23 protein-coding genes and 1 other annotated feature are annotated in these 24,037 nt (G+C 62.6%); of the genes, 14 read left to right on the forward strand and 9 right to left on the reverse strand.

The window, feature by feature from the left end; all coding sequences use genetic code 11:
* Positions 1-101: 101 nt before the first annotated feature.
* Positions 102-1,307: a serine hydrolase gene (locus FUU19_RS06805; RefSeq protein ID WP_197832835.1), complete on the reverse strand. Its 1,206-nt coding sequence runs from the start codon at positions 1,305-1,307 to the stop codon at positions 102-104.
* 466 nt (positions 1,308-1,773) lie between these two features.
* On the opposite strand from FUU19_RS06805, the gene FUU19_RS06810 reads away from it, so the two are divergent.
* On the forward strand, positions 1,774-3,141 hold the full coding sequence (locus FUU19_RS06810) for a pyridoxal-phosphate dependent enzyme (RefSeq protein WP_147823020.1): 1,368 nt from the start codon (positions 1,774-1,776) through the stop codon (positions 3,139-3,141).
* 12 nt (positions 3,142-3,153) lie between these two features.
* Entirely contained in the window at positions 3,154-4,299 is a 1,146-nt protein-coding gene (locus FUU19_RS06815) for a trans-sulfuration enzyme family protein (RefSeq protein WP_060432763.1), read from the forward strand.
* Positions 4,300-4,357: 58 nt separating this feature from the next.
* On the opposite strand, the gene FUU19_RS06820 is transcribed toward FUU19_RS06815, so the two are convergent.
* The gene (locus tag FUU19_RS06820; protein ID WP_230490356.1) at positions 4,358-5,380 is read right to left on the reverse strand and encodes an isopenicillin N synthase family dioxygenase; all 1,023 of its coding nucleotides are present in this window, start codon (positions 5,378-5,380) and stop codon (positions 4,358-4,360) included.
* 288 nt (positions 5,381-5,668) lie between these two features.
* Between FUU19_RS06820 and FUU19_RS06825 the strand changes: the two genes are divergently transcribed.
* Positions 5,669-6,325 (forward strand): HAD family hydrolase, encoded by a 657-nt coding sequence (locus tag FUU19_RS06825; RefSeq protein ID WP_060432762.1) that lies wholly within the window; start codon positions 5,669-5,671, stop codon positions 6,323-6,325.
* Positions 6,326-6,414: 89 nt separating this feature from the next.
* A complete protein-coding gene (locus FUU19_RS06830; RefSeq protein WP_060432761.1) occupies positions 6,415-7,035 on the forward strand; it encodes a glutathione S-transferase family protein in 621 nt (206 codons plus the stop codon).
* A gap of 13 nt (positions 7,036-7,048) precedes the next feature.
* On the opposite strand, the gene FUU19_RS06835 is transcribed toward FUU19_RS06830, so the two are convergent.
* The gene (locus FUU19_RS06835) at positions 7,049-8,149 is read right to left on the reverse strand and encodes a PQQ-dependent sugar dehydrogenase (protein ID WP_230490265.1); all 1,101 of its coding nucleotides are present in this window, start codon (positions 8,147-8,149) and stop codon (positions 7,049-7,051) included.
* Between the two features lie 130 nt (positions 8,150-8,279).
* On the opposite strand from FUU19_RS06835, the gene FUU19_RS06840 reads away from it, so the two are divergent.
* Complete coding sequence (locus FUU19_RS06840; protein ID WP_033654621.1) at positions 8,280-8,699, forward strand: GNAT family N-acetyltransferase; 420 nt, start codon at positions 8,280-8,282, stop codon at positions 8,697-8,699.
* Positions 8,700-8,710: 11 nt separating this feature from the next.
* Entirely contained in the window at positions 8,711-9,694 is a 984-nt protein-coding gene (locus FUU19_RS06845; protein ID WP_230490264.1) for a magnesium and cobalt transport protein CorA, read from the forward strand.
* Between the two features lie 74 nt (positions 9,695-9,768).
* On the opposite strand, the gene FUU19_RS06850 is transcribed toward FUU19_RS06845, so the two are convergent.
* The 4 genes from FUU19_RS06850 to speB all read right to left on the reverse strand — a co-directional run bounded on the left by FUU19_RS06850 (position 9,769) and on the right by speB (position 14,435).
* Positions 9,769-10,581, reverse strand: a complete 813-nt coding sequence (locus tag FUU19_RS06850; RefSeq protein ID WP_230490263.1) for a nitrilase-related carbon-nitrogen hydrolase — start codon at positions 10,579-10,581, stop codon at positions 9,769-9,771.
* Positions 10,578-12,005 (reverse strand): purine-cytosine permease family protein, encoded by a 1,428-nt coding sequence (locus FUU19_RS06855; protein WP_230490262.1) that lies wholly within the window; start codon positions 12,003-12,005, stop codon positions 10,578-10,580. The genes FUU19_RS06850 and FUU19_RS06855 overlap by 4 nt, the downstream gene beginning before the upstream one ends.
* 34 nt (positions 12,006-12,039) lie before the next feature.
* On the reverse strand, positions 12,040-13,425 hold the full coding sequence (locus tag FUU19_RS06860; protein WP_230490261.1) for a sodium:solute symporter family protein: 1,386 nt from the start codon (positions 13,423-13,425) through the stop codon (positions 12,040-12,042).
* Between the two features lie 77 nt (positions 13,426-13,502).
* On the reverse strand, positions 13,503-14,435 hold the full coding sequence (gene speB, locus FUU19_RS06865; protein WP_174136005.1) for an agmatinase: 933 nt from the start codon (positions 14,433-14,435) through the stop codon (positions 13,503-13,505).
* 248 nt (positions 14,436-14,683) lie between these two features.
* On the opposite strand from speB, the gene FUU19_RS06870 reads away from it, so the two are divergent.
* Positions 14,684-15,589: a LysR family transcriptional regulator gene (locus FUU19_RS06870; RefSeq protein ID WP_230490260.1), complete on the forward strand. Its 906-nt coding sequence runs from the start codon at positions 14,684-14,686 to the stop codon at positions 15,587-15,589.
* Here the strand turns inward: FUU19_RS06870 and FUU19_RS06875 are convergent.
* A complete protein-coding gene (locus FUU19_RS06875) occupies positions 15,580-16,770 on the reverse strand; it encodes an MFS transporter (RefSeq protein WP_230490259.1) in 1,191 nt (396 codons plus the stop codon). The two genes, FUU19_RS06870 and FUU19_RS06875, sit on opposite strands and share 10 nt — an antisense overlap.
* A 137-nt stretch (positions 16,771-16,907) precedes the next feature.
* On the opposite strand from FUU19_RS06875, the gene FUU19_RS06880 reads away from it, so the two are divergent.
* Positions 16,908-17,792, forward strand: coding sequence for a LysR family transcriptional regulator (locus FUU19_RS06880; RefSeq protein ID WP_230490258.1), 885 nt, complete (start codon positions 16,908-16,910; stop codon positions 17,790-17,792).
* Positions 17,793-17,807: 15 nt separating this feature from the next.
* On the opposite strand, the gene FUU19_RS06885 is transcribed toward FUU19_RS06880, so the two are convergent.
* A complete protein-coding gene (locus FUU19_RS06885; protein ID WP_197832844.1) occupies positions 17,808-18,632 on the reverse strand; it encodes an SDR family oxidoreductase in 825 nt (274 codons plus the stop codon).
* Positions 18,633-18,861: 229 nt separating this feature from the next.
* On the opposite strand from FUU19_RS06885, the gene hisL reads away from it, so the two are divergent.
* The 6 genes from hisL to hisH all read left to right on the forward strand — a co-directional run bounded on the left by hisL (position 18,862) and on the right by hisH (position 24,033).
* On the forward strand, positions 18,862-18,909 hold the full coding sequence (hisL, locus tag FUU19_RS06890; RefSeq protein WP_100396937.1) for a his operon leader peptide: 48 nt from the start codon (positions 18,862-18,864) through the stop codon (positions 18,907-18,909).
* Positions 18,885-19,011: a sequence feature (His leader region), on the forward strand. Its footprint overlaps the gene before it by 25 nt.
* Before the next feature lie 71 nt (positions 19,012-19,082).
* Positions 19,083-19,982 (forward strand): ATP phosphoribosyltransferase, encoded by a 900-nt coding sequence (gene hisG, locus FUU19_RS06895; protein WP_049202244.1) that lies wholly within the window; start codon positions 19,083-19,085, stop codon positions 19,980-19,982.
* A 4-nt stretch (positions 19,983-19,986) separates the two neighbouring features.
* Positions 19,987-21,294: a histidinol dehydrogenase gene (gene hisD, locus FUU19_RS06900; protein WP_141969893.1), complete on the forward strand. Its 1,308-nt coding sequence runs from the start codon at positions 19,987-19,989 to the stop codon at positions 21,292-21,294.
* Positions 21,291-22,379: a histidinol-phosphate transaminase gene (hisC, locus tag FUU19_RS06905; RefSeq protein ID WP_197832846.1), complete on the forward strand. Its 1,089-nt coding sequence runs from the start codon at positions 21,291-21,293 to the stop codon at positions 22,377-22,379. Before hisD ends, hisC begins: the two co-directional genes overlap by 4 nt.
* Positions 22,376-23,443, forward strand: coding sequence for a bifunctional histidinol-phosphatase/imidazoleglycerol-phosphate dehydratase HisB (hisB, locus tag FUU19_RS06910; protein WP_033637767.1), 1,068 nt, complete (start codon positions 22,376-22,378; stop codon positions 23,441-23,443). The genes hisC and hisB overlap by 4 nt, the downstream gene beginning before the upstream one ends.
* A complete protein-coding gene (gene hisH, locus FUU19_RS06915; RefSeq protein ID WP_033637766.1) occupies positions 23,443-24,033 on the forward strand; it encodes an imidazole glycerol phosphate synthase subunit HisH in 591 nt (196 codons plus the stop codon). Before hisB ends, hisH begins: the two co-directional genes overlap by 1 nt.
* Positions 24,034-24,037 lie beyond the last annotated feature (4 nt).

A 24,037-nucleotide genomic window follows, 5' to 3' on the forward strand; every position in this document is an offset into this window, starting at 1 on the left:
CACCCCGCATCCCAGAAACTTGCGAAAAAAAAGCCGCAACGTCTCCGTTGCGGCTTGGTCGAGAATCTTGCGCCCGGGGCGCGCGCCTCACATCAGGGTATTTAGCCGAAGATCCCGCCGAACCACTGGCTCAGCTTCATCATCACCATATCCCAGATGCGGCTGAAGAAGTTGCCCTCTTTCACCTCTTGCATCACCACCAGCGGGTGCTGCTCGATGGTCTTGCCGTCCAGTTGGAAATCGATGGTGCCGACCACCTGGTTTTTCGCCAGCGGCGCTTCCAGCGTCGGTTGGGTCAGCTTGTAGCTGGCCTTCAGGTTTTTCATCTGCCCTTTCGGAATGGTGACCGAGGCGTCTTTCGCCACGCCGAGCGGCACTTCGCTGACGTCGCCGAACCACACTTTCTGGGTGACGAACGGCTTATCGGCCTTGATCGGCGTCGCGGTTTCATAGAAACGGAAGCCCCAGGTCAGCAGCTTTTCGCTTTCGCTGAAGCGCACGCGATCGCTCGGCGCGCCCAGCACCACCGAGATCAGGCGCATCGGGCCGTCGGTGGCGGACGCCACCAGGTTGTGGCCTGCACCGCTGGTGTAACCGGTCTTGATGCCGTCGACGTTCAGGTTGCTGCTCCACAGCAGACGGTTACGGTTAATCTGGCGGATCTTGTTAAAGGTGAACTCTTTCTCTTTATGCAGCGCGTATTCGTCCGGCACGTCGCGGATCAGCGCCTGGCTCAGCAGCGCCATGTCGCGCGCGGTGCTGTACTGCCCTTCCGCATCCAGACCGTGCACCGTCAGGAAGTGGGTATTCTGCAGCCCCAGAGATTTGGCGTAGTTGTTCATCAGGCCGACGAACGAATCTTGGCTGCCCGCCACGTAATCCGCCAGCGCGATGCTGGCATCGTTGCCCGACTGGATCACGATGCCTTTATTCAGCTCCAGCACCGGCACCTGATCGCCCGGCTTGATGAACATCAGTGAAGAACCGCGCAGCGCCGGGTTACCGGGCGCCCAGGCATCTTTACCGACGGTGACCAGGTCGTCCGGCTTGATCTTGCCGGCCTTGATCGCTTGGCCGATCACGTAGCTGGACATGATCTTGGTCAGGCTGGCGGGATCGAGACGCGTATCGGAATTACCTTCGGTCAGCACCTTGCCGCTGTTGTAATCCATCAGAATGTAGGCCTTGGCGTCTACCTGCGGCGGCGCCGGCGGCTCGGCAGCGCGCACGGCCGGTGCGGCCAGCAACAGGATGCCTACGCTGAAGGTCAGTTTTTTCAGGGAAGTGGATAAGTTTTTTTTCATCATGACGTCGCCAGAGTGTCCATTCAAACCATTGAAATAGCGTTAACTTTCAAACATGTTCACGTTTTAAGCCAACCAGCGAGAGTGGCCCGGTGCGCGCATGCCGGCCGCAACCCCCTGCGGCGCCCATAGCGGGTAACACAACGCACCGAAAATGCCCTTGCTGTGAGTTTATGTGATTTATCTTATTTTTGCAGGGTTTAGCGTGAATTTTCAGCATTTTTACATAACTGTACGCAGGCCCCTGCTGATCGTTTAAAAAAACATCGCGACGCGCATTTTTGCACCCATCCACGGCCACACGGCCAAGCATCTGCACTGCTAAACATCTGCGCATCCATACGTCTAAAAAAGATTAATATATTCCATAATGGCATATAGAACCGTTATTTGTTCTTTTTAAAGCGCTTATCCTCAGCGCTATCATCCATACAAAGACTTTTATACCGAATAATCCTGGAGATGAGTCATGGCGATCCCCCATTCCGTCATCGAGATGATTGGCAATACCCCGATGCTGGAACTGACCCAGTTCGATACCGGCCCGTGCCGGCTGTTCGTCAAGCTGGAGAACCAAAACCCCGGCGGTTCGATCAAAGACCGCGTGGCGCTGTCGATGATCGAACAGGCCGAGCGCGACGGCAAGCTGCAGCCGGGCGGCACCATCATCGAAGCCACCGCCGGCAATACCGGCCTGGGATTGGCGCTGGTGGCGGCGCTGAAAGGCTATAAGCTGCTGCTGGTGGTGCCGGACAAGATGAGCCGCGAGAAGATCTTCCACCTGCGCGCGCTGGGCGTGGAAGTGCTGTTGACCCGCTCGGACGTCGGCAAGGGGCATCCGGCTTACTATCAGGATTACGCCAAACGCCTCGCCGGGGAGATCCCCGGCGCCTTTTATATCGATCAGTTCAACAACCCGGCCAATCCGGCGGCCCATACCACCACTACCGCGCCCGAACTGTGGCGGCAGATGGAGCACGACGTGGACGCTATCGTGGTCGGCGTCGGCTCCGGCGGCACGCTGGGCGGGCTGAGCCGCTATTTCGCCGACGTTTCGCCGCAGACGGAATTTGTGCTGGCCGACCCTGCCGGTTCTATTCTGGCGGACTATCTCGACAACGGTCACATCGGCGAAGCGGGCAGTTGGTTAGTCGAGGGCATCGGCGAAGACTTTGTCCCGCCGCTCAGCGACTTTGACCAGGTCCGCAACGCTTACCGCATCGGCGACGCGGAGGCCTTCACTACCGCGCGCGATCTACTGCGCAAGGAAGGCGTGCTGGCGGGATCGTCCACCGGCACCCTGCTGGCCGCCGCATTGCGTTACTGCCGCGCACAGACCGAACCCAAGCGAGTGGTGACCTTCGTCTGCGACAGCGGCAACAAATACCTGTCTAAAATGTATAACGACCACTGGATGCTGGAACAGGGCCTGCTGAGCAAGCCGCAGCACGGCGATCTGCGCGATCTGATCGCCTACCGCCACGACGAAGGTGCGGCCGTTTCTGCCGCGCCGGATGACACGCTGGCGATCGTGCACGCCCGCATGCGGCTGTACGACATCTCGCAGCTGCCGGTGCTGGAAGGCGATCGGGTGGTCGGTTTGATCGATGAGTGGGATCTGCTGAACGCCGTCCAGGCCGACGCCGCCCACTTCAGCCTGCCGGCCGGCAGCGCGATGACCAAGCAAGTCCATACGCTGCAAAAAGAAGCCGGCTACGACGAATTACAGGCCACCTTCAACCATGGCCACGTCGCGGTAGTGCTCGACGGCGAGCGCTTCCTCGGCCTGATTACCCGCACAGACGTACTTAACGCCTGGCGCCAAAAATTACGTTAATAAGGACCCATTATGGCCAAGTTTGATACGTTGACCGTTCACGCCGGTTACACCCCGGACGCGACCGGCGCAGTGATGCCGGCGATTTACGCCACCTCCACCTACGCCCAACCGGCACCGGGCGAGCATACCGGCTACGAATACTCCCGCAGCGCCAACCCGACGCGCACCGCGCTGGAAAGCGCCATCGCCGAACTGGAAGGTGGCAGCCGCGGCTACGCCTTCGCCTCCGGTCTGGCGGCCTGCTCCACGGTGCTGGAGCTGCTCGATAAAGACAGCCACCTGATCGCGGTAGACGACCTGTACGGCGGCACCTATCGCCTGCTGGAAAAGGTGCGCAGCCGCACCGCCGGCCTGCGCGTCACCTACGTGTCACCGGCGGATCTCGCCGGGCTGGAACAGGCGATCGAGCCGGATACCAAAATGATCTGGGTGGAAACCCCGACCAACCCATTGCTGAAACTGGCGGATCTGAGCGCCATCGCCGCGATCGCCAAAAAGCATCAGCTTATCAGCGTGGCGGACAATACCTTCGCTTCGCCGTATCTGCAGCGTCCGCTGGATCTGGGCTTTGACGTGGTGGTGCACTCCGCCACCAAATACCTCAACGGTCACTCCGACGTGGTGGCCGGCGTCGCTGCGGTGGGGGATAACCCGGCGCTGGCGGAGCAGCTCGGTTTCCTGCAAAACGCGGTCGGCGGCATTCTCGATCCGTTCAGCAGCTTCCTGACGCTGCGCGGCATTCGCACCCTGGCCCTGCGCATGCAGCGCCACAGCGACAGCGCGCTGCGCATCGCCCAGTGGCTGGAGAGCCAGCCGCAGGTGGAAAACGTCTATTATCCCGGCCTGCCGAGCCACCCGCAGCATGAACTGGCGGCGCGCCAGATGACGCGCTTCGGCGGCATGATCTCGGTGCGGCTGAAAGGCGACGACGCCTATGCGCGCCGGGTCATCCAGCGCTCGCACCTGTTCACCCTGGCGGAAAGCCTGGGCGGCGTGGAAAGCCTGATCAGCCAACCGTTCAGCATGACGCACGCCTCCATTCCGCTGGAACAGCGCCTGGCAACCGGCATCACACCGCAGCTGGTGCGCCTGTCGGTGGGGATTGAGGATGTGGAAGATCTGATCGCCGATCTGCAGCAGGCGCTGGCGGAATAATCGCCGAATCAATCGCCATCAGCCCGGCCGGCGTGCCGGGCTTTTTTGTGCCTGGTGTTCAGACGCCGATGACGTCCCGATAAAAGCGCTGTGCCACATCGGGGTGGGAACGGATGCGGCCTTTCAGGTAGTTATACCCCACGTCGCGCAGCAGCGGGTTGAGCGGATCGCTGGCCGGGCCGGGCGCCTGCGCCGCCAGCGGCGGCGGCAGTTGATACAACGGCACCACCGCGTCCAAGCGCGCGCCGAGGAAGAAGGCGATCGACAGCCTGTCGTACCCCGCCGGCGGCGTTTCCACCCGATGCACCGTGGCGCGCAGATAGCCGTTGGTCGCCAGCTCCAGCAGCTCGCCGATGTTCACCACGAAGGTGTCTTCACGCGGCTGCGCGTCTATCCATTGCCCTTCGCTTACCTCCACCTGCAGCCCTTTTTGCGCGTCCTGCAGCAGGAAGCTGAGAAAGCCGGAGTCCTTGTGCGCACCGACGCCCTGTGCACTGTCGGTAGCCTCCCGCCCCGGATAGCGGATCAGTTTGATGTGCTCGTTGGGCTTCTCGCCGTACAAGCGATCGAAAGCCTGCTCCGGCAGCGACAGCGCCAAAGCGAAAGTGCGCAGCAGCCGCAGCGACATGGCGGTCATCGCCTGTTGCCACTGCAGCAGCAGCGGTTTCAGCGTCGGCAGCGCCGCCGGCCACTGGTTTGGCCCCTGCAGGCGCGCCCAGCGCGGCGTGTCGTCAGACAACGTCAGCGCCGGGCGTTCGGCGCCGATATCGAACTGCTCGCGCCAGTCCGGCTGCCCGCGCGTCAGCTCCGCCGCCGCCCGGTTGTAACCGCGAAAGTGCGGCGAATGCACCATCTGCACCGCCAATTTGTCGGCTTCCGACAGCGCGAAAAATTGCCGCGCGGCGTGCTGCAGCCGCGCATTCAACGCGCCGTCCACGCCGTGGCCGCGCAGATAGAAAAAGCCGACGTCGCGGGCCGCCGCGCGCAGATCGTCGAGAAAGACGCGCCGCCGGCGCGCATCGCCGTCAAGCTGCGAAAGATCCAGCAGCGGCAGCGTCTTCAGCGTCGTCAGGTGCGTCATCATGCGGTTCCTCTTGTTCCCCGATCACGATCGGGCTGCCATACAGGCGAATAATCAACATTGTCTCTCTCCAGCGGGTAGCTGCGTTTGCCTCATAGTTATCACCGCGCTCCCCGGGGCGGCCAATATTGTTGCGTTCTAAGTTATGCAAACGTTCAACAAACTGTCGCAAAACCGTCATCAATGTTTCTTATGCTCTGCGCAATTTCGCCGACGCCGCTGGCTGGCGATGGGCGCTATCCGCTATCCTGTAAACGACCTCATACCCTGCCTGCCGGAGAAATACTGATGGATTTAGCCTTATTCGACCTGGATGAAACCCTGATTGACGATGACAGCGCCAGCCTGTGGATCCGCTGGCTGGTCGGCCAGGGCTTCGCGCCGGCGGAGCTGGAACTGCAGGAGCAGCAGCTGATGCAGCTCTATTATCAGGGCAAGCTGTCGATGGAGGACTACATGCAGGCCACGCTGGCACCGCTGACCGGCCTGAGCGTGCAAACCGTGGCCGGCTGGGTGCAACGCTACATTCGCCGCGATATCCTGCCGCGCGTCTATCCCGCCGCCCGTGAGCGCCTGCAGTGGCACCGCGAGCGCGGCGACTGCATCCTGGTGATCTCCGCCACCGGCGAACACCTGGTGGCGCCGATCGCCGAACAGCTCGGCGCCGACGATGCGCTGGCGATCGGCGTGGAAATCAGCGACGGCCGCTTCACCGGCAACACCTACGGCACCATGACCTACCAACAGGGCAAGGTGATCCGCCTGCAGCACTGGCTGACGCAGCATCCACACCTGAAGTTCGAGCACAGCCATGGCTACAGCGACTCTCTCAACGATAAGGCGATGCTGCAATTCGTCGACAGCGCCACGGTGATCAACCCAGACAGCGAACTGAGCGCGCTGGCGGCGGAGCACGGCTGGGAAGTGTGCCGCTGGGAGCGTTGATCGGCAGACAAAAAATGCCCTGCGGTGTGACAAAAAGCGCATTGTGGCGTAGGTATTAAGGGTCTTTAATCCGCTAACGGAGTTATCCCATGCTGACCATTTGGGGTCGTGAGAATTCGAACAACGTCAGGAAGGTGCTGTGGTGCGCCGCCGAACTGGGGCTGAGCTATACCCACATCAACGCCGGCGGCGCGTTCGGCAAGGTCAACGAAGAGAGTTACCGCGCGCTGAACCCGAACGGCCTGGTGCCGTTGCTGCAGGACGATGACTTCGTGCTGTGGGAGTCCAACACCATCGTGCGCTACCTGGCGGCGAAATTCGGCGACGCGACGTTCTATCCGCAAGATCTGCAGGCGCGCGCCGCCGCCGAGAAATGGATGGACTGGACCACCTCGACCATCGTTCCGGCCTTCACCATCGTCTTTTGGGGCCTGATCCGCACCGCGCCGGAGCTGCGCGACATGGCGAAAATCGAAGCGGCGATCGCCACGCTGGAAAAACACTTCGACGTCATTGAACAGACGCTGGCGCACCAGCCTTACCTCTCCGGCGACGCATTCGGCTTCGGCGATATTCCGCTCGGCAGCTTCGCCTACGGCTGGTTCGAGATGCCGATCGCCCGCCGCTCGCGGCCGAATATGGAACGCTGGTATCAGCAGCTGCGCGATCGCCCGGCCTATCAGCGCGGCGTGATGAGCGAACTCACCTGATGCGTGCGGGGCGTTACGACGCCCCGACCTTCAGCAGCTTGCCGTCCCGTTCGTCCGTCAGCAGATACAGGTAGCCGTCCGGCCCGCTGCGCACCTCGCGGATGCGTTCGCCGCGATCGCCCAGCAGCCGCTCTTCCGCCACCACCTTGTCACCTTCCAGCGTCAGACGAATCAATTCCTTTTGCGCCAGTGCGCCGATGAACAGCGAGTGCCGCCAGGCGGGGAAGCGCTGCCCGTCATAAAATGCCATGCCGCTGAGGCCGGGCGAAACCCGCCAATAGTGCAGCGGCTGTTCGGTGCCGGGCACCCGTTCTCCTTTGGCCTCCGGGATCGGCTGGCCGGAATAGTTGATGCCGTAGGTGGCCAGCGGCCAGCCGTAGTTTTTACCCGGCAGCGGGATGTTGAGCTCATCGCCGCCGCGCGGGCCGTGCTCATGTTCCCAGATCGCGCCGCTCCACGGGTTCAACGCCAGCCCTTGCGGATTGCGGTGGCCGTAAGACCAGACCTCCGGCCGTTTGCCGGCCTGGCCGACCCAGGGATTGTCCGGCGGTACCGCGCCCTCGGCGGTCAGCCGCACCAGCTTGCCCTGCAGCTTGCCAGTCTCCTGCGCCGTCGGCCGCTGGTTGTTTTCGCCCAGCGCAATAAACAGGTAGCCCTGCCTGTCGAACGCCAGCTTGCCGCCGAAGTGATTGCCGACCGACAGCTTGGGCAGTTGGCGGAAGATCACCTTGAAATTTTCCAGCCGCGCGCCGTCGTCGCTCAAACGGCCGTAGCCGACCGCCGTGCCGGCTTTGCCGCCCTCGCCCGGTTCGGCGAAGCTGAGGTACACCCGGCGGCTGGCGGCGAAGTCGGGGGCCGGCAACACCTCCAGCAGGCCGCCCTGCCCCTCGGCGTAAACCTGCGGCACGCCGGCGATCGGCGGCGACAGGCCTTTGCCCTGCTGCCACAGCCGCAGCCGGCCGGGCCGTTCGGTGATAAGCAGGCCTTGTTCCGCCGGCAAGAAGGCCAGCGACCACGGGTGTTCCAGGCCGTCCTGCAGTTGGCTGACCGTCGGCGCAGCGTGCAGCAGGCCGCTGCACAGCAGCAAACCGGCCAGCAAAGTCAATCGGGGCATGGCGTCCTCCTGGGGTGAAATGACCCGTTTAGTGTAGCCCACTCAGCGGATGTGGTCGTTTGCATTACATTTCAATAGGTTGCCTTTTGGCCGTAGTGTGCTTAAGTTAACGCATCACCCAGGAGGAATCATGGACATTACCGTTACCGACGCGATTGACGAACACACCCTCGATGCGATCAGGCAAGGCCTGCGCGCTTACAACCTGCCCCATATCGACGCCCGTCACCGCAAGCCGCTCAGCGTCTATGCGCGCGACGAGGCCGGCACGGTGATCGGCGGGCTGACCGCCGAAACCTGGGGCAACTGGCTGAGCGTCGAGTGGCTGTGGGTGGCCGACTCCCAGCGCGGCAGCGGCCTCGGCGGCCGGCTGATGCGCGCCGCCGAACGCGAGGCGCAGGCGCGCGGCTGCCGCTACGCTCGCCTGGACACCTTCAGCTTCCAGGCGCGGCCGTTCTACGAAAAACTCGGCTATCAGCTGCAAATGACGCTGAAAGATTATCCGGTGGAACATGAGTGTTATTTTCTCACCAAAACCCTGACTGATTAATGGATGGACGGATGGACAGCAAAAGCATGGTGGTGAACTGTGTGGCGTACAAAGCCGGACAACGGCTGGGCGAAGTGACCATCGACGATATCAGCGAGGAGGTCAAACAGCCGGACACCTTCGTCTGGCTGGGGCTGCGGCAGCCGGAGCCGGCGTTTATGCGCAAGGTGCAGGAGGAGTTTGGCCTGCACGATCTGGCGATCGAAGACGCGCTGTGCGCACATCAGCGGCCGAAGCTGGAAACCTACGGCGACTCGCTGTTCATCGTGGTGAAAACCGCGCAGTGGGGCGAACACGACGAAATCGAATACGGCGAAACCCACTTCTTCGTCGGCAAAAACTTTCTGGTGACGGTGCGCCACGGCGCCTCGCCCAGCTACGCGCCGATCCGCGCCAAGGCGGAAGAGAACCACAAGCAGATGTGCCGCGGGCCGGGCTTCGCCCTCTATTCGGTGTTGGACTTCGTGGTGGACAACTACCGCAGCGTGGTGACGCGCTTCGAGAGCACCATCGAGAACATCGAAGCCAACATGTTCCAGTCGGACTTCGATCAGGCGGCGATCGAGAACGTCTATACCCTGCGCCGCCACCTGTTGGCGCTGCGCAACGCCGCGCTGCCGATGGATGAAATCTGCAACCAGCTGATCCGCCTGCACGAAGAGGTGATTCCGAAAGAGCTGCGCGCCTACGTGCGCGACGTGCAGGATCACGCGCATCAAGTGGTCAGCAACATCGACGACATGCGCGAAATGCTGACCAATGCCATGCACGTCAACCTGGCGCTGGTGACGGTCAAACAAAACGAAGTGGTGAAACGGCTGGCGGGCTGGGGCGCGATTTTGGCCATCCCGACGGTGATCTTCAGCCTGTACGGCATGAACTTCGCCGACATGCCGGAGCTGAAGTTCCCGTGGGCCTATCACGCCACGCTGGGAGTGACCGCCGTCGGCTGCATTTTCCTGTATCAGAAGCTGAAGAAATCGGGCTGGCTGTAGCGCCAAAACGGCGGCTTTTCCCGCCGGCAAAGACGCTCTGCGAGGCAGCCGGATCCACCGGCCGCCCCGTTGCTTCAGTACAGCATCGGCCGTCGATCGCGATGCACGTGATTGTGGCGGCCGATGTGCTTGTCATCGGCTGCGCCGATATCCATCGATGCCAGCACCATGCCTTCGCCCTCCAGGCTCTGCGTCAACGGATAACCATCGGCGTCGACAATCACCGATCCGCCGATCCACGCAACGCCGCGCTCCGTTTCGCAGCGATCGCACACCGCGATGAACAGCCGATTGACGGCGGCGTTGGCCTGCGCCTTCACCATCTCCGCCGGCCGTTCACCCTGCGGGCGCGGCGCCAGCGGCCAGTTGACCGGCGCGCACAGCAGCTGAGCGCCGGCCAGCGCCGGCAGCCGCACCCACTCTGGGAATTCGAGATCGTAACAGATCATCACCGCCAAGCGGCCGAAGCGGGTCTCGATGACCGGCGGCGGCCGATCGCCGGCGGTAAAAATGGTGCTCTCTTCATGCCACAGGTGCGCTTTGCGATAAATCGCCCTCACCCCCTGCGCATCGATCAATGCCGCGCTGTTGGCCACCTCGCCATCAGGCAGGCGTTCGCAAAAACCGGCGACGATCGCCACATCCAACTCGCGCGCCAGGCCCCGCCACAGGCTGAGGCTAGGCCCGTCTTCGGCCTCGGCCAACGCGCGCGCCTCTGCCTTATCACGCAGCACGTAGCCGCTGTTCACCAACTCCGGCAACACGATGACGTTGGCGCCGCGCTGCGCCGCCCGGCGGATAGCCTGGGCGGACAGCGCCCGATTGTGTTCCGCTTCCCCGACCCGCAACGCTAACTGGCAGCATGCGACGCTGATTTTTTCCTTCACTCCCGTTCTCCTTCCAATAAACCCTCGCAGCGCAACGCCACCCGCCGTTCGGCTTCGAGATCGAGCTTTCGGCACATTACGATATAAACGCTCCCGGCCACCAGCAGGCCGATCAGAAAAGCGATATCCGCGCCGCCCAGTAAAACAGCAAAGGGGCCGGTGTAAAAGCCCAACGTCATGAACGGCACCATCGCCAGCAGGCCGATCGCATAAGCCGTCAGGCCAGGGCGCCCCCAGCGGCCGTAGATCCCCGCCGGGTTGAAGATTTCACCGATCGCGTAATGCCCGCCGCGCACCACGTAAAAGTCCATCAGATTCACCGCCGTCCAGGGCACCAGGAAATACAGCATCAGCAGCACGAAGGTATTGAAGCTGGCGAGGTAGCTCGCCGGGATGGCCATCGCCACCGCAAACACCGTCAGGGCGACGACGCCAATGCCGATCATGCGTAATCTCAACGTCGGCGTCACTTTGCAAAACGCGTCAATCGCGCTGAGGCTGGTCAGCATTGCGCCATAACAGTTGACCGCCATGATGCCGACCAGCGAGGGTACGGCGATCAGCACGGCCAGCGTGCCAAACCCCGGATAAACGGCATTACCCACCGCCTGTACGCTGCCGATCGCATCGGGGACCGGTATGGCTGAAGCCAGAAATGCGCCCAGCGACATCAGCCAAAGCGCCGATCCGGCCGCCCCCAGGTAAGTCCAAAAGATCACGTTGGCAGACGGCGTTTCATGCGGTAAATAACGCGAGTAGTCGGAAACATACACCGCGTAGCTGATCTGGTAGCCGGCGGCGGCCGACAGCTGAATCAAAAAGGCCGCCCACGAGAAATGCCCGGCGCCGGCGGCGGCATCCATCCGCAACGACAACACGGCGCCGACCGTCAGCACGCCGAACACTGCCATCATCACATAGGTCAGCCAGCGCTGCACCGCATGCAGCATGTCGTGGCCGACGATCGCCAACAGCACGGCCACCGCAATCAGCAACGCATACCAAGGCAGACGGTGGCCCGGCAACACCGTGTTGATCGCATCGGTCGCGAGAATAACGTTGAACACGTTGAAACCGATGTAAACAAACACCACGGCGGTAAAGGGAACGATGGCGCCACGCAGGCCGAATTGGGCCCGCGACTGGATCATCTGCGGCAGTCCCATGCGCGGCCCCTGATTAGCATGACACGCCATGAAGAACGTGCCGAACCCTACGCCGACGGCAATGGCCAGCATCGAATAAAGCGCGCCCAATCCCAACGCCGGGCCGGTGAAACCGACCACCATCGTCGTCAAAACGAAATTGCCGGTGAACCAAAACGGCGCCTGATGCCAAACCTTGCCATGCCGCTCGTGACGGGGCACATAGTCTATCGAGCGCACTTCAATTTTTGGGCGTGACGCCACATTGCGATTGTTCATGTTCCACCTCGTCGCGGTCATTAGCCTCGTCGTCTCAACGTTCGGTTTGCGGCTGCAGCTGCGGCGTCGGGCGGCTCAACAGGCTGCCCAACACGAAGGCGACGCCGCCGCCCAGCAGGCCGCCGTAGATTGGGCTGTTGGCGTCGATGCCGTGCCAGGCCATCAGCCCCACCACGCACAGGCTGCCGGTCAGCATGCTGGCAATCGCGCCGGCGCTGGTGGCGCGCGGCCAGAAGATCGCCCCCACCAGCGGGATCAGCATGCCGCCCACCAGCAGGTTGTAAGCCAGCGTCAGCGCCGCCAGCACGTCCCGCACCACGAACGCCAGCCCCAGCATGACCACGCCCATGAAAAGCGTGGTGAAGCGCCCGGCGGCCAACCCGCCGGAAGGTTTCCGCCGGATGGCCGGCAATACGTCCTCCAGCGCGATGGTGGAAGAGGCCAGCAGGCAGGCGCTGGCAGTGGACATCAGCGCCGCCAACGCCGCGGCGGCCACCAGCCCGCTGACGCCGACCGGCAACACCGCCTGCGCGATAGCGGCAAAGGCGCCGTCGGTGTTGCTGAGCGACGGCAGCACGATCTTGCCGGCCATGCCGATCAGCGCGCCGGTCACGCCGTACAGCACGCAATAGACGCCCGCCCCCAGCCCGGCGAAGCGCGCCACGTTGGCGCTGCGGGCGGTAAACACCCGCTGCCAGATGTCCTGGCCGATCAGAATGCCGAAGAAGTAGATCAGGAAGAACACCAGAATGGTGTCCAATCCGATCGACGACAGCTGGTAGTAACCAGCGGGCAGCTGGCTGGTGAAGGCTTCCCAGCCGCCGGCCTTGACGATACTCATCGGCATCAGCACCAGCATCATGCCGACGGTCATGATGATGAACTGAATGATGTCGGTCAGCGTCAGCGACCACATGCCCCCCAGCGTCGAATACAGCACCACCAGCCCGCCGCCGAGCAGGATAGACGCACTGAACGACAGGCCGAACATCACCTGCATCACGCTGCCGATGGCGATGATCGAGGTCACCGCCACCATCAGGTCATACGCCAGCATGATCGCGCCGCTGGTGACCCGCGCCGCCGGGTGATAGCGTCGCGACAGCACCTGGCTGACGGTATACAGCTTCAGCTTGAGCAGCGGCTTGGCCAGTACTAGGCTCAGCACCACGATGCCCAACCCGAGCGCGCCGCACAGCCAGGCGCCGGAGATGCCGTAGGTGTAGCCGAGCTTGACGCTGCCGATGGTTGACGCGCCGCCGAGCACCACCGCCGACAGCGTGCCCAGATACAGCCCCGGCCCCAGGTTGCGCCCGGCGACCAGATACGCCTCTTTGGAATTGGCGCGGCGAATGCCCATCCACCCCACCGCGCCTATCACCAGAAAGTAAAACACCACGACCAGCAGATCGAGATTCATGGGTACCTCCACTCCGTTGTTATTGTTATCAGGGGCCCCGACGCAACCGCTCCGCCGGTAGGGTCAGCGCACCGGCCTCAGCGGGCCGGCAGCACGCACAACATTTCAAACAGCAGGTTGGCGGCCAGCAGCGCCGTGTTGCCGGAGCGATCGTAAGGTGGCGACACCTCCACCACGTCGCCGCCCACCAGGTTCAGCCCACGGCAGCCGCGCACGATCTCCAGCCCCTGCCAGACCGACAGCCCGCCGACTTCCGGCGTGCCGGTGCCCGGTGCGAAGGCCGGATCCAGTCCGTCGATATCGAAGCTGAGGTAAACCGGCGCATCGCCCATCTGTTCGCGGATCTCCGCCATCAGCGGCGTCAGCGACCGGTGCCAGCAGGCCTCGGCCGGCACCACGCGGAAGCCCTGGCGGCGCGACCAGTCAAAATCGTCCGCCGCATAGCCGCTGCCGCGCAGGCCAATCTGCACCACCTTTTCCGGCGCCAGCAGCCCCTCCTCGAACGCGCGGCGGAAGGTGGTGCCGTGCGCCAGCTGTTCGCCGAACATCTCCTCGTTGGTGTCGGAATGCGCATCGACGTGGATCAGCCCGACCGGACCATGCCGACGGGCGACGGCGCGCAGCACCGGCAACGTCAGGGTGTGGTCGCCGCCGAGCGTCAACGGCATGCAACCGTGCGCCAGGATCTCGTGGTAAGCCGCCTCGATACGCTGCACGCTGTCCGCCAGGCTGTAAGGGTTGATGGCGACATCCCCCAGATCGGCCACCTGCAGCCGTTCGAACGGGGCGGAGCCGGTGCCCATGTTGTAAGGGCGGATCATCACCGACTCCTGACGGATCTGGCGCGGGCCATAGCGGGTGCCGCTGCGGTTGGAGGTGCCGATATCCAGCGGAATGCCGACAAAGGCAGCATCCAGACCGTGCGCCTGATCGGCGGCGGGCAGGCGCATCATGGTGGGAATACCGGCAAAGCGCGGCATGTCGTTACCGCTTTGGGGTTGGTTCAGCATGGCGTTTCCTTGTCTTTATCTGCGATGAATTGAAACATTTGAGCAACATTCGCAGACTACCCCGTTGGCCACCCCGGCTACCATTCCCGCTTTTGCATGTAAACATCGAAAAACGCGATGCAACTAACTTATTGAAGTATTGATTTTTATTTCCACTTCATGCCATAAGGAAGGCCATATCTTTAGCGTCGCCCCTATTTCTTTGATGTTAAAAATGGGTTAACCGGCCGACGTTCTGCGGAGGGGGAATGCTCACCAACCTAAGCGATATCGATCTGAAACTGCTGCGGGTGTTCGTCGCGGTGGCGGAAGCCCAGGGCGTCAGCGCCGCACAGGAAACCCTGCTGATGAACCAATCCACCATCAGCACCCACCTGGCCTCGCTGGAAACCCGGCTGGGTTTTCGCCTGTGCCAACGCGGCCGCTCCGGCTTCCGACTGACGCCCAAGGGCGAACGCATGCTGATCGCCTGCCGCTCGCTGTTCAACGCCGCCCGCGACTTCACCCGAGTCAGTCAGTCGCTGAACGGCTTGCTGACCGGCGATCTGCAGATAGGTCTGGTGGATAACCTGGTTTCGCTGCCGGGCAATCCGTTCAGCCAGGCCATCCAGCACTTCCAACGTCGACATCAGGACGTGCAATTGCAGTGCCGCATCTGTTCGCCGAACGAGATTGAGCAAGGGCTGCTGCACCGGCAGCTCGATCTGGGCATCGGCTACTTTGGCCAACAGTTGGAGGCGTTGTGTTATCAGCCGTGGCTGGAGGAAACGCAGGCGATTTACTGCAGCGCGGATCACCCGCTGTTCGCGGTGGAAGCCCCCGATCGCGAACAGATTGAAAACGCGCGCTGGGTCAAGCGCGGCTACCTGCTGGCGCAGCAGCTGTGCCCGATCGCACCGCCTCACTTGGCGGCGGTGGCCCATCATATGGAAAGCGTCGCCCATCTGGTGCTGAGCGGCACCTGTCTCGGCTATCTGCCCACCCACTACGCGGCGCGCTGGGTGGAACAGGGATTGCTGCGGCAGTTGGGCGGCGCGGCGCTCTCTTACCGCGCCACGCTCAGCCTGGTCAGGCGCCCCGTTCAGCCCGACGAGGCGTTGAACGCGCTGCTGGAGGATTTGGCGCGCGCCGCACGCCAATCGCCTCATCGCTGAGAGGCCAGCGCCCGATTCATGGCAAACAGCGTGCCGGTTAAAGACAGGATGAGGAGCCCGATAATGGCCCAGGCGAAAGAGGCCGCTCCGCCCTTGTCGAGCAGCATGCCGCCGATCGCGCCACCGGCGGCCACGGCGGTATTCCAGCCCGTCGTATACATGGACTGCGCCATATCGGCCGCGCGGCCGGAAAGGCGTGACAATGCCGTCTGAGTGAGGGTGGCGAAACCGCCGAAAGCCACGCCCCACAATGCGACCGCGAGATAAACCATCGGGGCTATCCGTCCCCCACTCCCCAGCAGCACGGCGGCGAGGGCAAAGGTGACGATGCTCATTACCGTAAGAGATTGGACTCGTCGATCGACCAGCATCCCGGCGACGCCCAATCCGGCAATCGCGCCCAGCCCGAAGATAAACAGCACGATATCGACCCGCTCGGATAACCCCGACGGCGTGAGGAAAGGCTCCAGGTAGATATACAGAATGTTGTGGGCAACGATGAAGGTGAACACCACGAACAGCACGGCGCGGATCCCGCATTGCAAGAATACGCCGCTCAGAGACGGGCGATGCGCCTTAGCCTGGCCGGGGAAATCCGGCACGATGGCGATGATCCACACCACGAGCATCACCGCCATCAACGTCATCAGGCCAAAGGCGCCCTGCCAGCCGATGGCTCGGCCAAGCAACGTGCCGAGCGGTACGCCGAGCACCAGCGCCAGGGTGGCGCCGGCGCCGGAGATCGCAATAGCGCGGCCGCCAAGATGGGCCGGCGACATGCGCACGGCGTAACCGGCCAGCAAGGACCAAACGATGCCGCCGAAAACGCCGGCGAAGAAACGCGTCGCCAATGAGACGTGGTAATCATGCGACAGCGCCGTGACGAGGTTGACGATGGCAAAACCGCCGATCGCACTCAAGAGCAAGGGGCGCCGCCGCATGCCCTGCGTCAATGCGGTGAGCGGAATGGCGGCGACCAACGCGCCCACCGCATAGGCGGTGATGAACTGCCCCGCCAGGCTTTCAGACACGCTCAAATCGCCCGCGATCGAAGACAGCACGCCCGCCGGCATGATCTCGGTCAGCAGCGTGATGAAAGCGGCCATCGCCAACGCCAGCAGGCCGCCCAGCGGCAACCGCTCGATGCCCCCGGCAGGCGCAGATATCGTCGTTTGATTCATTAATCACTCCCCATTCAAAGATGTTTCCGCCCATCGCGGATGACGTTTGCATCATGCTGCCCACTCGCTGATAAAAGAAAAACAGGCTAAAGTGAACAACACTCATGACATAAAGTTCATCAATAGAATGGAAGCCTATGGAAAGTCTGGGTTCTCTCGACGTTTTCGTGCGGGTCAGTGAAAGCCGCAGTTTCACGGCAGCCGGGCAACAGCTGGGGATCTCCGCGTCGGCGGTCAGCAAAACCATCGCCCGGCTGGAGGAGCGGCTCAGCGTGCGCCTGTTTCACCGTTCCACCCGCACGGTCAACCTGACGCCGGAAGGCGCCTTGTTCCTGGAAAGGTGCCGACGCATTTTGAGTGAGGTGAAAGAGGCAGAAGCCGAACTGTTGCAAACGCGGGGAACGCCTCAGGGCAAGCTGCGTATCAGTCTCCCGTCGCTGGGCACGCTTTTCATGCCAAAACTGGGGGACTTCAAGCGCCGCTATCCTGAGATCGAGCTGGATATTGATTATTCGGATCGGCTGGTTGACGTGATTGAGGAAGGTTTCGATGCCGTTATCCGCAGCGGCACTCCGAGCGATTCACGGCTGGTTGCCCGCCGGTTGGGGACCTGCCGCAAGGTTTTCGTTGGCGCGCCAAGCTATTTCAGCCAAGCGGGTATACCGCGCAAGCCCGAGGATCTGACAAGCCATGCCCGTTTGCATTATCGCTTTCCCCGCACAGGAAAACTGGATGTTTGGCCGCTGGGAGACAAGACGGAGATGATCCCCGAACGGCCGGCCAGCATGGTGACAAATACCCTCGATCCGCAGGTGTGCTTCGCCGAACAAGGGCTGGGCATCGCTTATTTGCCGGAGATCGCCGTACGCAGACAGCTGGAACAGGGCAGCCTGGTGACGGTTCTGGATGAATACGACCGCGAGAACATGGTTTTTCATGTCCTCTGGCCGTCGGGCCGCCACCTGTCAGTCAAAATCAGGCTGTTCGTCGACTTTGTGACGAGCCACCTTTTCCCGCTTTAAACGACGTATGCCGCCTTAACTGACCGGCATACGCGCCGGATCGGGATACTGGTACTCAAAACCCAGCTCGTTGCAGATGCGGTTGCCGTCCACCAGCCGCTCATCCTGTTCCGTTTCGTCGGCGAACTGCGGCGGCGCCAGGTGCAGCTGTTCGGCCAGCGCCGGATAAAATTCGCGTTTGGCCGGATGATGCGGCGCGCACAGGTTGTACACATGGCCGCCCTTCGGCAGCTTCAGCAACAGTTGGATGGCGGCGATGACGTCGTCCTGGTGCACCAGATTCACCCCCTGCGATCCGCCCTTCACGTCGAGTTTGCCCGCCAGGAAGCGGCCGGGGTGACGATCGGCGCCCACCAGCCCCGCCAGCCGCAGAATGTCCACCGAGGTGTTCGGCAATTCATGCAGCCAGCGCTCCAGCTCGGCCAACACCCGGCCCGACGGCGAGACCGGCCGCAGCGGCGACTCTTCACGCAGCGTGCCGGCGGTTTCGCCGTACACCGAGGTGGAACTGGTGAAGATCACCCGCGGCACGCCGAAGGCCATCGCGCTGTCCACCAGCATGCGCACCGCATTAAAATAGTTCTCGCTGCCTTCGACGGTGCGGCGCGCGGGCAGCGTCACCACCAGCGCATCCACGCGCAGCAGCGATTCCAGATCGTCCGGATCGCACACCAGCTCCGGCGTCAGCTCCAGTTGATAGCATTCGATGCCGCTCATGCGCGCGGCCTCGACGCCGTCCGGCGTGGTTTTGCTGCCGACCACATCATACCCGCGCCCCATCAGCGACAGCGCCAACGGCATGCCCAGCCAACCCAAACCAATAATGGCTACCTTTTTCATCCTCTTCCTCTCCTGAAGATCGCAGCGCCCTACCCCTAAGGCTACGCCACTGTGCACGGCGATACAATCTGCCCGGCTTAAGGTTAGGTAAAGCCGTCTGTGGCTAATAACCTAACCTGTTTCAATAAATTAAATTTATGACGTTAAAAAAGGGTTGCGCGGTGGACAGCGGATAGTTTAGCTTAATTGGCATACGGTTTTTACCGGCTTTTGATTAGAGAAAAACACCATGACACGCGTTCAGTTCAACCACCATCATCACCATCACCCTGACTAGTCTTTCAGGCGATGAGTGCTGGAAGACGGTTTGTTAATCTTCCAGTGGCGCGCAGAACGCAAGAGAGAGCCCTCGGAAGATTTCTTCCGAGGGTTTTTTTTTGGCTCCGGACAGACAGAAAAGAATAGCTTTTACAATAAATTCATATAATTACAGATTAAACAGAGGTTACCATGCTGGACAAGACACGTTTACGGATCGCAATGCAGAAGTCGGGTCGCCTGAGCGATGAATCCCAGGAGCTGCTGGCGCGCTGCGGCATCAAGATCAACCTGCAGCAGCAGCGCCTGATCGCCTTCGCGGAAAACATGCCGATCGATATCCTGCGCGTGCGCGATGACGACATTCCGGGCCTGGTGATGGACGGCGTGGTCGATCTGGGCATCATCGGCGAAAACGTGCTGGAAGAAGAGCTGCTCAGCCGCCGCGCTCAAGGCGAAGACCCGCGCTACTTTACCCTGCGCCGCCTCGATTTCGGCGGCTGCCGCCTGTCGCTGGCCACCCCGCTCGACGCCGAATATACCGGTCCGCAAAACCTGCAGGACGCCCGCATCGCCACCTCTTACCCGCACCTGCTGAAGCAATACCTCGACAAGCAGGGCGTGCGCTTTAAATCTTGCCTGCTGAACGGCTCGGTGGAAGTGGCGCCGCGCGCCGGCCTGGCCGACGCCATCTGCGATCTGGTCTCTACCGGCGCCACGCTGGAGGCCAACGGCCTGCGCGAAGTGGAAGTGATCTACCGCTCCAAGGCCTGCCTGATTCAGCGCGACGGCGAAATGCCGGAAGCCAAGCAGCAGCTGATCGACCGCCTGATGACCCGCATTCAGGGCGTGATCCAGGCGCGCGAATCCAAATACATCATGCTGCACGCGCCGAGCGAGAAGCTGGACGAGATCGTCGCGCTGCTGCCGGGCGCCGAGCGCCCGACCATTCTGCCGCTGGCCGGCGCGCAGAACCGCGTGGCGATGCACATGGTGAGCAGCGAAACCCTGTTCTGGGAAACCATGGAAAAACTGAAAGCGCTCGGCGCCAGCTCGATTCTGGTGCTGCCGATTGAAAAGATGATGGAGTAACGCCATGTCGACCTTCAACACGCCGATCGATTGGGCAACGTGCAGCGCCGAACGCCAGGCCGAACTGCTGATGCGCCCGGCCATCGCCGCTTCCGACAGCATCACCCGCACGGTGAGCGAGATCCTCGACAACGTGAAGGCCAACGGCGATCGGGCGCTGCGTGACTACAGCGCCCGTTTCGACAAGGCGGACGTCGCCGCGCTGCGCGTCAGCGCCGAGCAGATCGCCGCCGCCTGCGCCCGACTGGGCGATGACATCAAACAGGCGATGGCGGTGGCCGTCGCCAACGTGGACACCTTCCACAACGCACAGCGACTGCCGCCGGTGGACGTCGAAACGCAGCCGGGCGTGCGCTGCCAGCAGGTGACCCGCCCAATCGACTCGGTGGGCCTGTATATTCCCGGCGGATCGGCGCCGCTGTTCTCCACCGTGCTGATGCTGGCGACGCCGGCGCGCATCGCCGGTTGCCGCCGGGTGGTGCTGTGCTCGCCGCCGCCGATCGCCGATGAGATCCTGTATGCGGCACAGCTGTGCGGCGTGCAGGAAGTGTTTCAGGTCGGGGGCGCGCAGGCGATCGCCGCCCTGGCGTTCGGCACCGAAAGCGTGCCGCGCGTGGCGAAAATTTTCGGGCCGGGCAACGCCTTCGTGACCGAAGCCAAGCGGCAGGTCAGCCAGCGCCTCGACGGCGCGGCCATCGACATGCCGGCCGGCCCTTCGGAAGTGCTGGTGATCGCCGATGCCGGCGCTACCCCGGCATTCGTCGCTTCCGATCTGCTGTCGCAGGCCGAACACGGCCCGGATTCGCAGGTGATCCTGCTGACGCCGGACGCGGCAATGGCGCAGGCGGTGGCCGAAGCGGTGGAAAGCCAGCTGGCCGAGCTGCCGCGCGCCGACACCGCCCGTCAGGCGCTGGCGAGCAGCCGCCTTATCGTGGCGCGCGATCTGCCTGAGTGCGTGGCCATCAGCAACCGCTACGGCCCGGAGCACCTGATCATTCAGACCCGCAATGCGCGTGAGCTGGTGGACGGCATCACCAGCGCCGGTTCGGTGTTCCTCGGCGACTGGTCGCCGGAGTCCGCCGGCGATTACGCCTCCGGCACCAACCACGTGCTGCCGACCTACGGCTACACCGCCACCTGCTCCAGCCTGGGGCTGGCCGATTTTCAAAAACGCATGACGGTGCAGGAGCTGACGCCGCAGGGCTTCAGCAACCTGGCCGCCACCATCGAGACGCTGGCTGCCGCCGAGCAGCTGATCGCCCACAAGAACGCCGTGACCCTGCGCGTCGCCGCCCTGAAGGAGCAAGCATGAGCATCGAAAAACTGGCGCGCGCCAACGTTCGCGAGCTGACCCCTTATCAATCGGCGCGCCGCCTCGGCGGTAAGGGCGATGTGTGGCTCAACGCCAACGAATACCCGATCGCGCCCGAGTTCCAGCTGACCGCGCAAACCTTCAACCGCTATCCGGAGTGCCAGCCGGCGTTGGTGATCGAACGCTACGCCGCCTACGCCGGGGTGAAGAAGGAGCAGGTGCTGGTCAGCCGCGGCGCCGATGAAGGCATCGAGCTGCTGATCCGCGCCTTCTGCGAGCCGGGTAAAGACGCCATTCTGTTCTGCCCGCCGACCTACGGCATGTACGCCGTCAGCGCCGAAACCTTCGGCGTGGAGCGCCGCACCGTAGCCGCCAAAGAGGACTGGCAGCTGGATCTGCCGGCCATCGCAGACAGCATGGACAGCGTGAAGCTGATCTACGTCTGCAGCCCGAACAACCCGACCGGCAATCTGATCGACCCTGACTCTCTGCGCAGCCTGCTGGAGCTGGCCAAAGGCAAGGCGATCGTCGCGGTGGACGAAGCCTACATCGAGTTTTGCCCGCAGGCCTCGGTGGCCGGCTGGCTGAGCGACTATCCGCACCTGGCTATCCTGCGCACGCTGTCGAAGGCCTTTGCGCTGGCCGGTCTGCGCTGCGGCTTTACGCTCGCCAACGAAGATCTGATCGCCCTGCTGCTGAAAGTGATCGCGCCTTACCCGCTTTCGACGCCGGTGGCGGATATCGCCGCGCAGGCGCTGAGCGAAGAAGGTATCCGCACCATGCGCCAGCGCGTCACCGATATCGCCGCCACCCGCAGCTGGCTGCAGCAACAGCTGGAGAAATGCGCCTGCGTCGAGCAGGTTTTCGCCAGCGACAGCAATTACCTGCTGGCTCGCTTCACCGCCTCAAGTAATGTGTTTAAAAGCTTGTGGGATCAGGGCATTATCTTACGAGACCAAAACAAACAGCCCGGATTGTCCGGCTGCCTGCGCATCACTATAGGCACCCGCGACGAATGTCAACGCGTGGTGGACGCTTTGTCCGCCCTGCCCGGCGCCAACCCGACTCGCCAGGAGCCAATGTGAGCCAAAAAATCCTCTTTATCGATCGTGACGGCACGCTGATCGCCGAGCCACCGGAAGATTTCCAGGTTGACCGCCTGGACAAGCTGGCGCTCGAGCCGGACGTGATCCCTTCCCTGCTGGCGCTGCAACAGGCGGGGTATCAGCTGGTGATGATCACCAATCAGGATGGGCTCGGCACCGCCAGTTTCCCGCAGGAAACCTTCGATCCGCCGCACAACCTGATGATGCAGATCCTCAGCTCGCAGGGCATTCAGTTCGCCGATGTGCTGATCTGCCCGCACCTGCCGGCGGACAACTGCGACTGCCGCAAGCCGAAAACCGCGCTGGTGAAAGGTTACCTCGAACCCGGCGTGCTGAATGCCGCCCACAGCTACGTGATCGGCGATCGGCCGACCGATGTGCAACTGGCGGAAAACATGGGCATCCAGGGGCTGCGTTACCAGCGCGGCGTGCTGGGCTGGAAAGAGATCGTGCGCCAGCTGACCCTGCGTGACCGTCATGCGCGAGTTAACCGCGTGACCAAAGAGACGCAGATCGACGTCAACGTCTGGCTGGATCGCGAAGGCGGCAGCAAGATCAAAACCGGCGTCGGCTTCTTCGATCACATGCTGGATCAGATCGCCACCCACGGCGGCTTCCGCATGGAGATCGACGTCAAAGGCGATCTGTATATCGACGATCACCACACGGTGGAAGACACCGGTCTGGCGCTGGGTGAAGCGCTGAACAAGGCATTGGGCGACAAGCGCGGCATCGCCCGCTTCGGCTTCGTGTTGCCGATGGACGAATGCCTGGCGCGCTGCGCGCTGGATATCTCCGGCCGCCCGCACCTGGAATACAAGGCCGAGTTCAACTATCAGCGCGTCGGCGATCTCAGCACCGAAATGGTTGAGCACTTCTTCCGTTCGCTCTCTTACACCATGGGCTGCACGCTGCACCTGAAGACCAAGGGCAAAAACGACCACCACCGGGTCGAGAGCCTATTCAAAGTGTTTGGCCGCACGCTGCGCCAGGCGATCCGCGTCGAGGGCAATACCCTGCCGAGCTCGAAAGGAGTGCTGTGATGAACGTGGTGATTTTGGATACCGGCTGCGCCAACCTGGCCTCCGTCACCTACGCGGTGCGGCGCCTGGGTTATCAGCCGGAGGTGAGCCGCGATCCGGAGATCGTGCTGCGCGCCGACAAGCTGTTCCTGCCGGGCGTCGGCACCGCACAGGCGGCGATGGATCAACTGCGCGAGCGCGATCTGATCGAACTGATCAAGGCCTGCACGCAGCCCGTGCTGGGCATCTGCCTCGGCATGCAGCTGCTGGCGGCCAGCAGCGAAGAGAACGGCGGCGTGACTACGCTCGGCCTCATCGATACGCCGGTCAAGCAGATGACCGACTTCGGCCTGCCGCTGCCGCACATGGGCTGGAACCAGGTGTCCGCGCAGGCGGGCCACCATCTGTTCCGCGGCATCGATGACGGCGCCTACTTCTATTTCGTTCACAGCTATGCGATGCCGATATGCCCCAGCACCATCGCCCAGGCGAACTACGGCGAGCCCTTCACCGCCGCCGTGCAAAAAGACAACTTCTTCGGCGTGCAGTTTCATCCAGAACGTTCTGGAGCGGCCGGCGCGCAACTGTTGAAAAACTTTCTGGAGATGTAGGCAG

Origin of the sequence: Serratia montpellierensis, assembly GCF_020858655.1 — a bacterium.
Lineage (GTDB): Bacteria > Pseudomonadota > Gammaproteobacteria > Enterobacterales > Enterobacteriaceae > Serratia > Serratia montpellierensis.

Excerpts from the sequence above, each read along its gene's own strand:
- FUU19_RS06820 (WP_230490356.1), bottom strand. The coding sequence starts at position 5,380 with ATGACGCACCTGACGACGCTGAAGACGCTGCCGCTGCTGGATCTTTCG.
- FUU19_RS06805 (WP_197832835.1), bottom strand. The coding sequence starts at position 1,307 with ATGATGAAAAAAAACTTATCCACTTCCCTGAAAAAACTGACCTTCAGC.
- FUU19_RS06870 (WP_230490260.1), top strand. The coding sequence starts at position 14,684 with ATGCTCACCAACCTAAGCGATATCGATCTGAAACTGCTGCGGGTGTTC.
- FUU19_RS06860 (WP_230490261.1), bottom strand. The coding sequence starts at position 13,425 with ATGAATCTCGATCTGCTGGTCGTGGTGTTTTACTTTCTGGTGATAGGC.
- FUU19_RS06825 (WP_060432762.1), top strand. The coding sequence starts at position 5,669 with ATGGATTTAGCCTTATTCGACCTGGATGAAACCCTGATTGACGATGAC.
- FUU19_RS06815 (WP_060432763.1), top strand. The coding sequence starts at position 3,154 with ATGGCCAAGTTTGATACGTTGACCGTTCACGCCGGTTACACCCCGGAC.
- hisG (WP_049202244.1), top strand. The coding sequence starts at position 19,083 with ATGCTGGACAAGACACGTTTACGGATCGCAATGCAGAAGTCGGGTCGC.
- hisC (WP_197832846.1), top strand. The coding sequence starts at position 21,291 with ATGAGCATCGAAAAACTGGCGCGCGCCAACGTTCGCGAGCTGACCCCT.
- hisD (WP_141969893.1), top strand. The coding sequence starts at position 19,987 with ATGTCGACCTTCAACACGCCGATCGATTGGGCAACGTGCAGCGCCGAA.
- FUU19_RS06810 (WP_147823020.1), top strand. The coding sequence starts at position 1,774 with ATGGCGATCCCCCATTCCGTCATCGAGATGATTGGCAATACCCCGATG.
- FUU19_RS06840 (WP_033654621.1), top strand. The coding sequence starts at position 8,280 with ATGGACATTACCGTTACCGACGCGATTGACGAACACACCCTCGATGCG.
- FUU19_RS06880 (WP_230490258.1), top strand. The coding sequence starts at position 16,908 with ATGGAAAGTCTGGGTTCTCTCGACGTTTTCGTGCGGGTCAGTGAAAGC.
- FUU19_RS06855 (WP_230490262.1), bottom strand. The coding sequence starts at position 12,005 with ATGAACAATCGCAATGTGGCGTCACGCCCAAAAATTGAAGTGCGCTCG.
- speB (WP_174136005.1), bottom strand. The coding sequence starts at position 14,435 with ATGCTGAACCAACCCCAAAGCGGTAACGACATGCCGCGCTTTGCCGGT.
- FUU19_RS06885 (WP_197832844.1), bottom strand. The coding sequence starts at position 18,632 with ATGAAAAAGGTAGCCATTATTGGTTTGGGTTGGCTGGGCATGCCGTTG.
- hisH (WP_033637766.1), top strand. The coding sequence starts at position 23,443 with ATGAACGTGGTGATTTTGGATACCGGCTGCGCCAACCTGGCCTCCGTC.
- FUU19_RS06835 (WP_230490265.1), bottom strand. The coding sequence starts at position 8,149 with ATGCCCCGATTGACTTTGCTGGCCGGTTTGCTGCTGTGCAGCGGCCTG.
- FUU19_RS06830 (WP_060432761.1), top strand. The coding sequence starts at position 6,415 with ATGCTGACCATTTGGGGTCGTGAGAATTCGAACAACGTCAGGAAGGTG.
- FUU19_RS06875 (WP_230490259.1), bottom strand. The coding sequence starts at position 16,770 with ATGAATCAAACGACGATATCTGCGCCTGCCGGGGGCATCGAGCGGTTG.
- FUU19_RS06845 (WP_230490264.1), top strand. The coding sequence starts at position 8,711 with ATGGACAGCAAAAGCATGGTGGTGAACTGTGTGGCGTACAAAGCCGGA.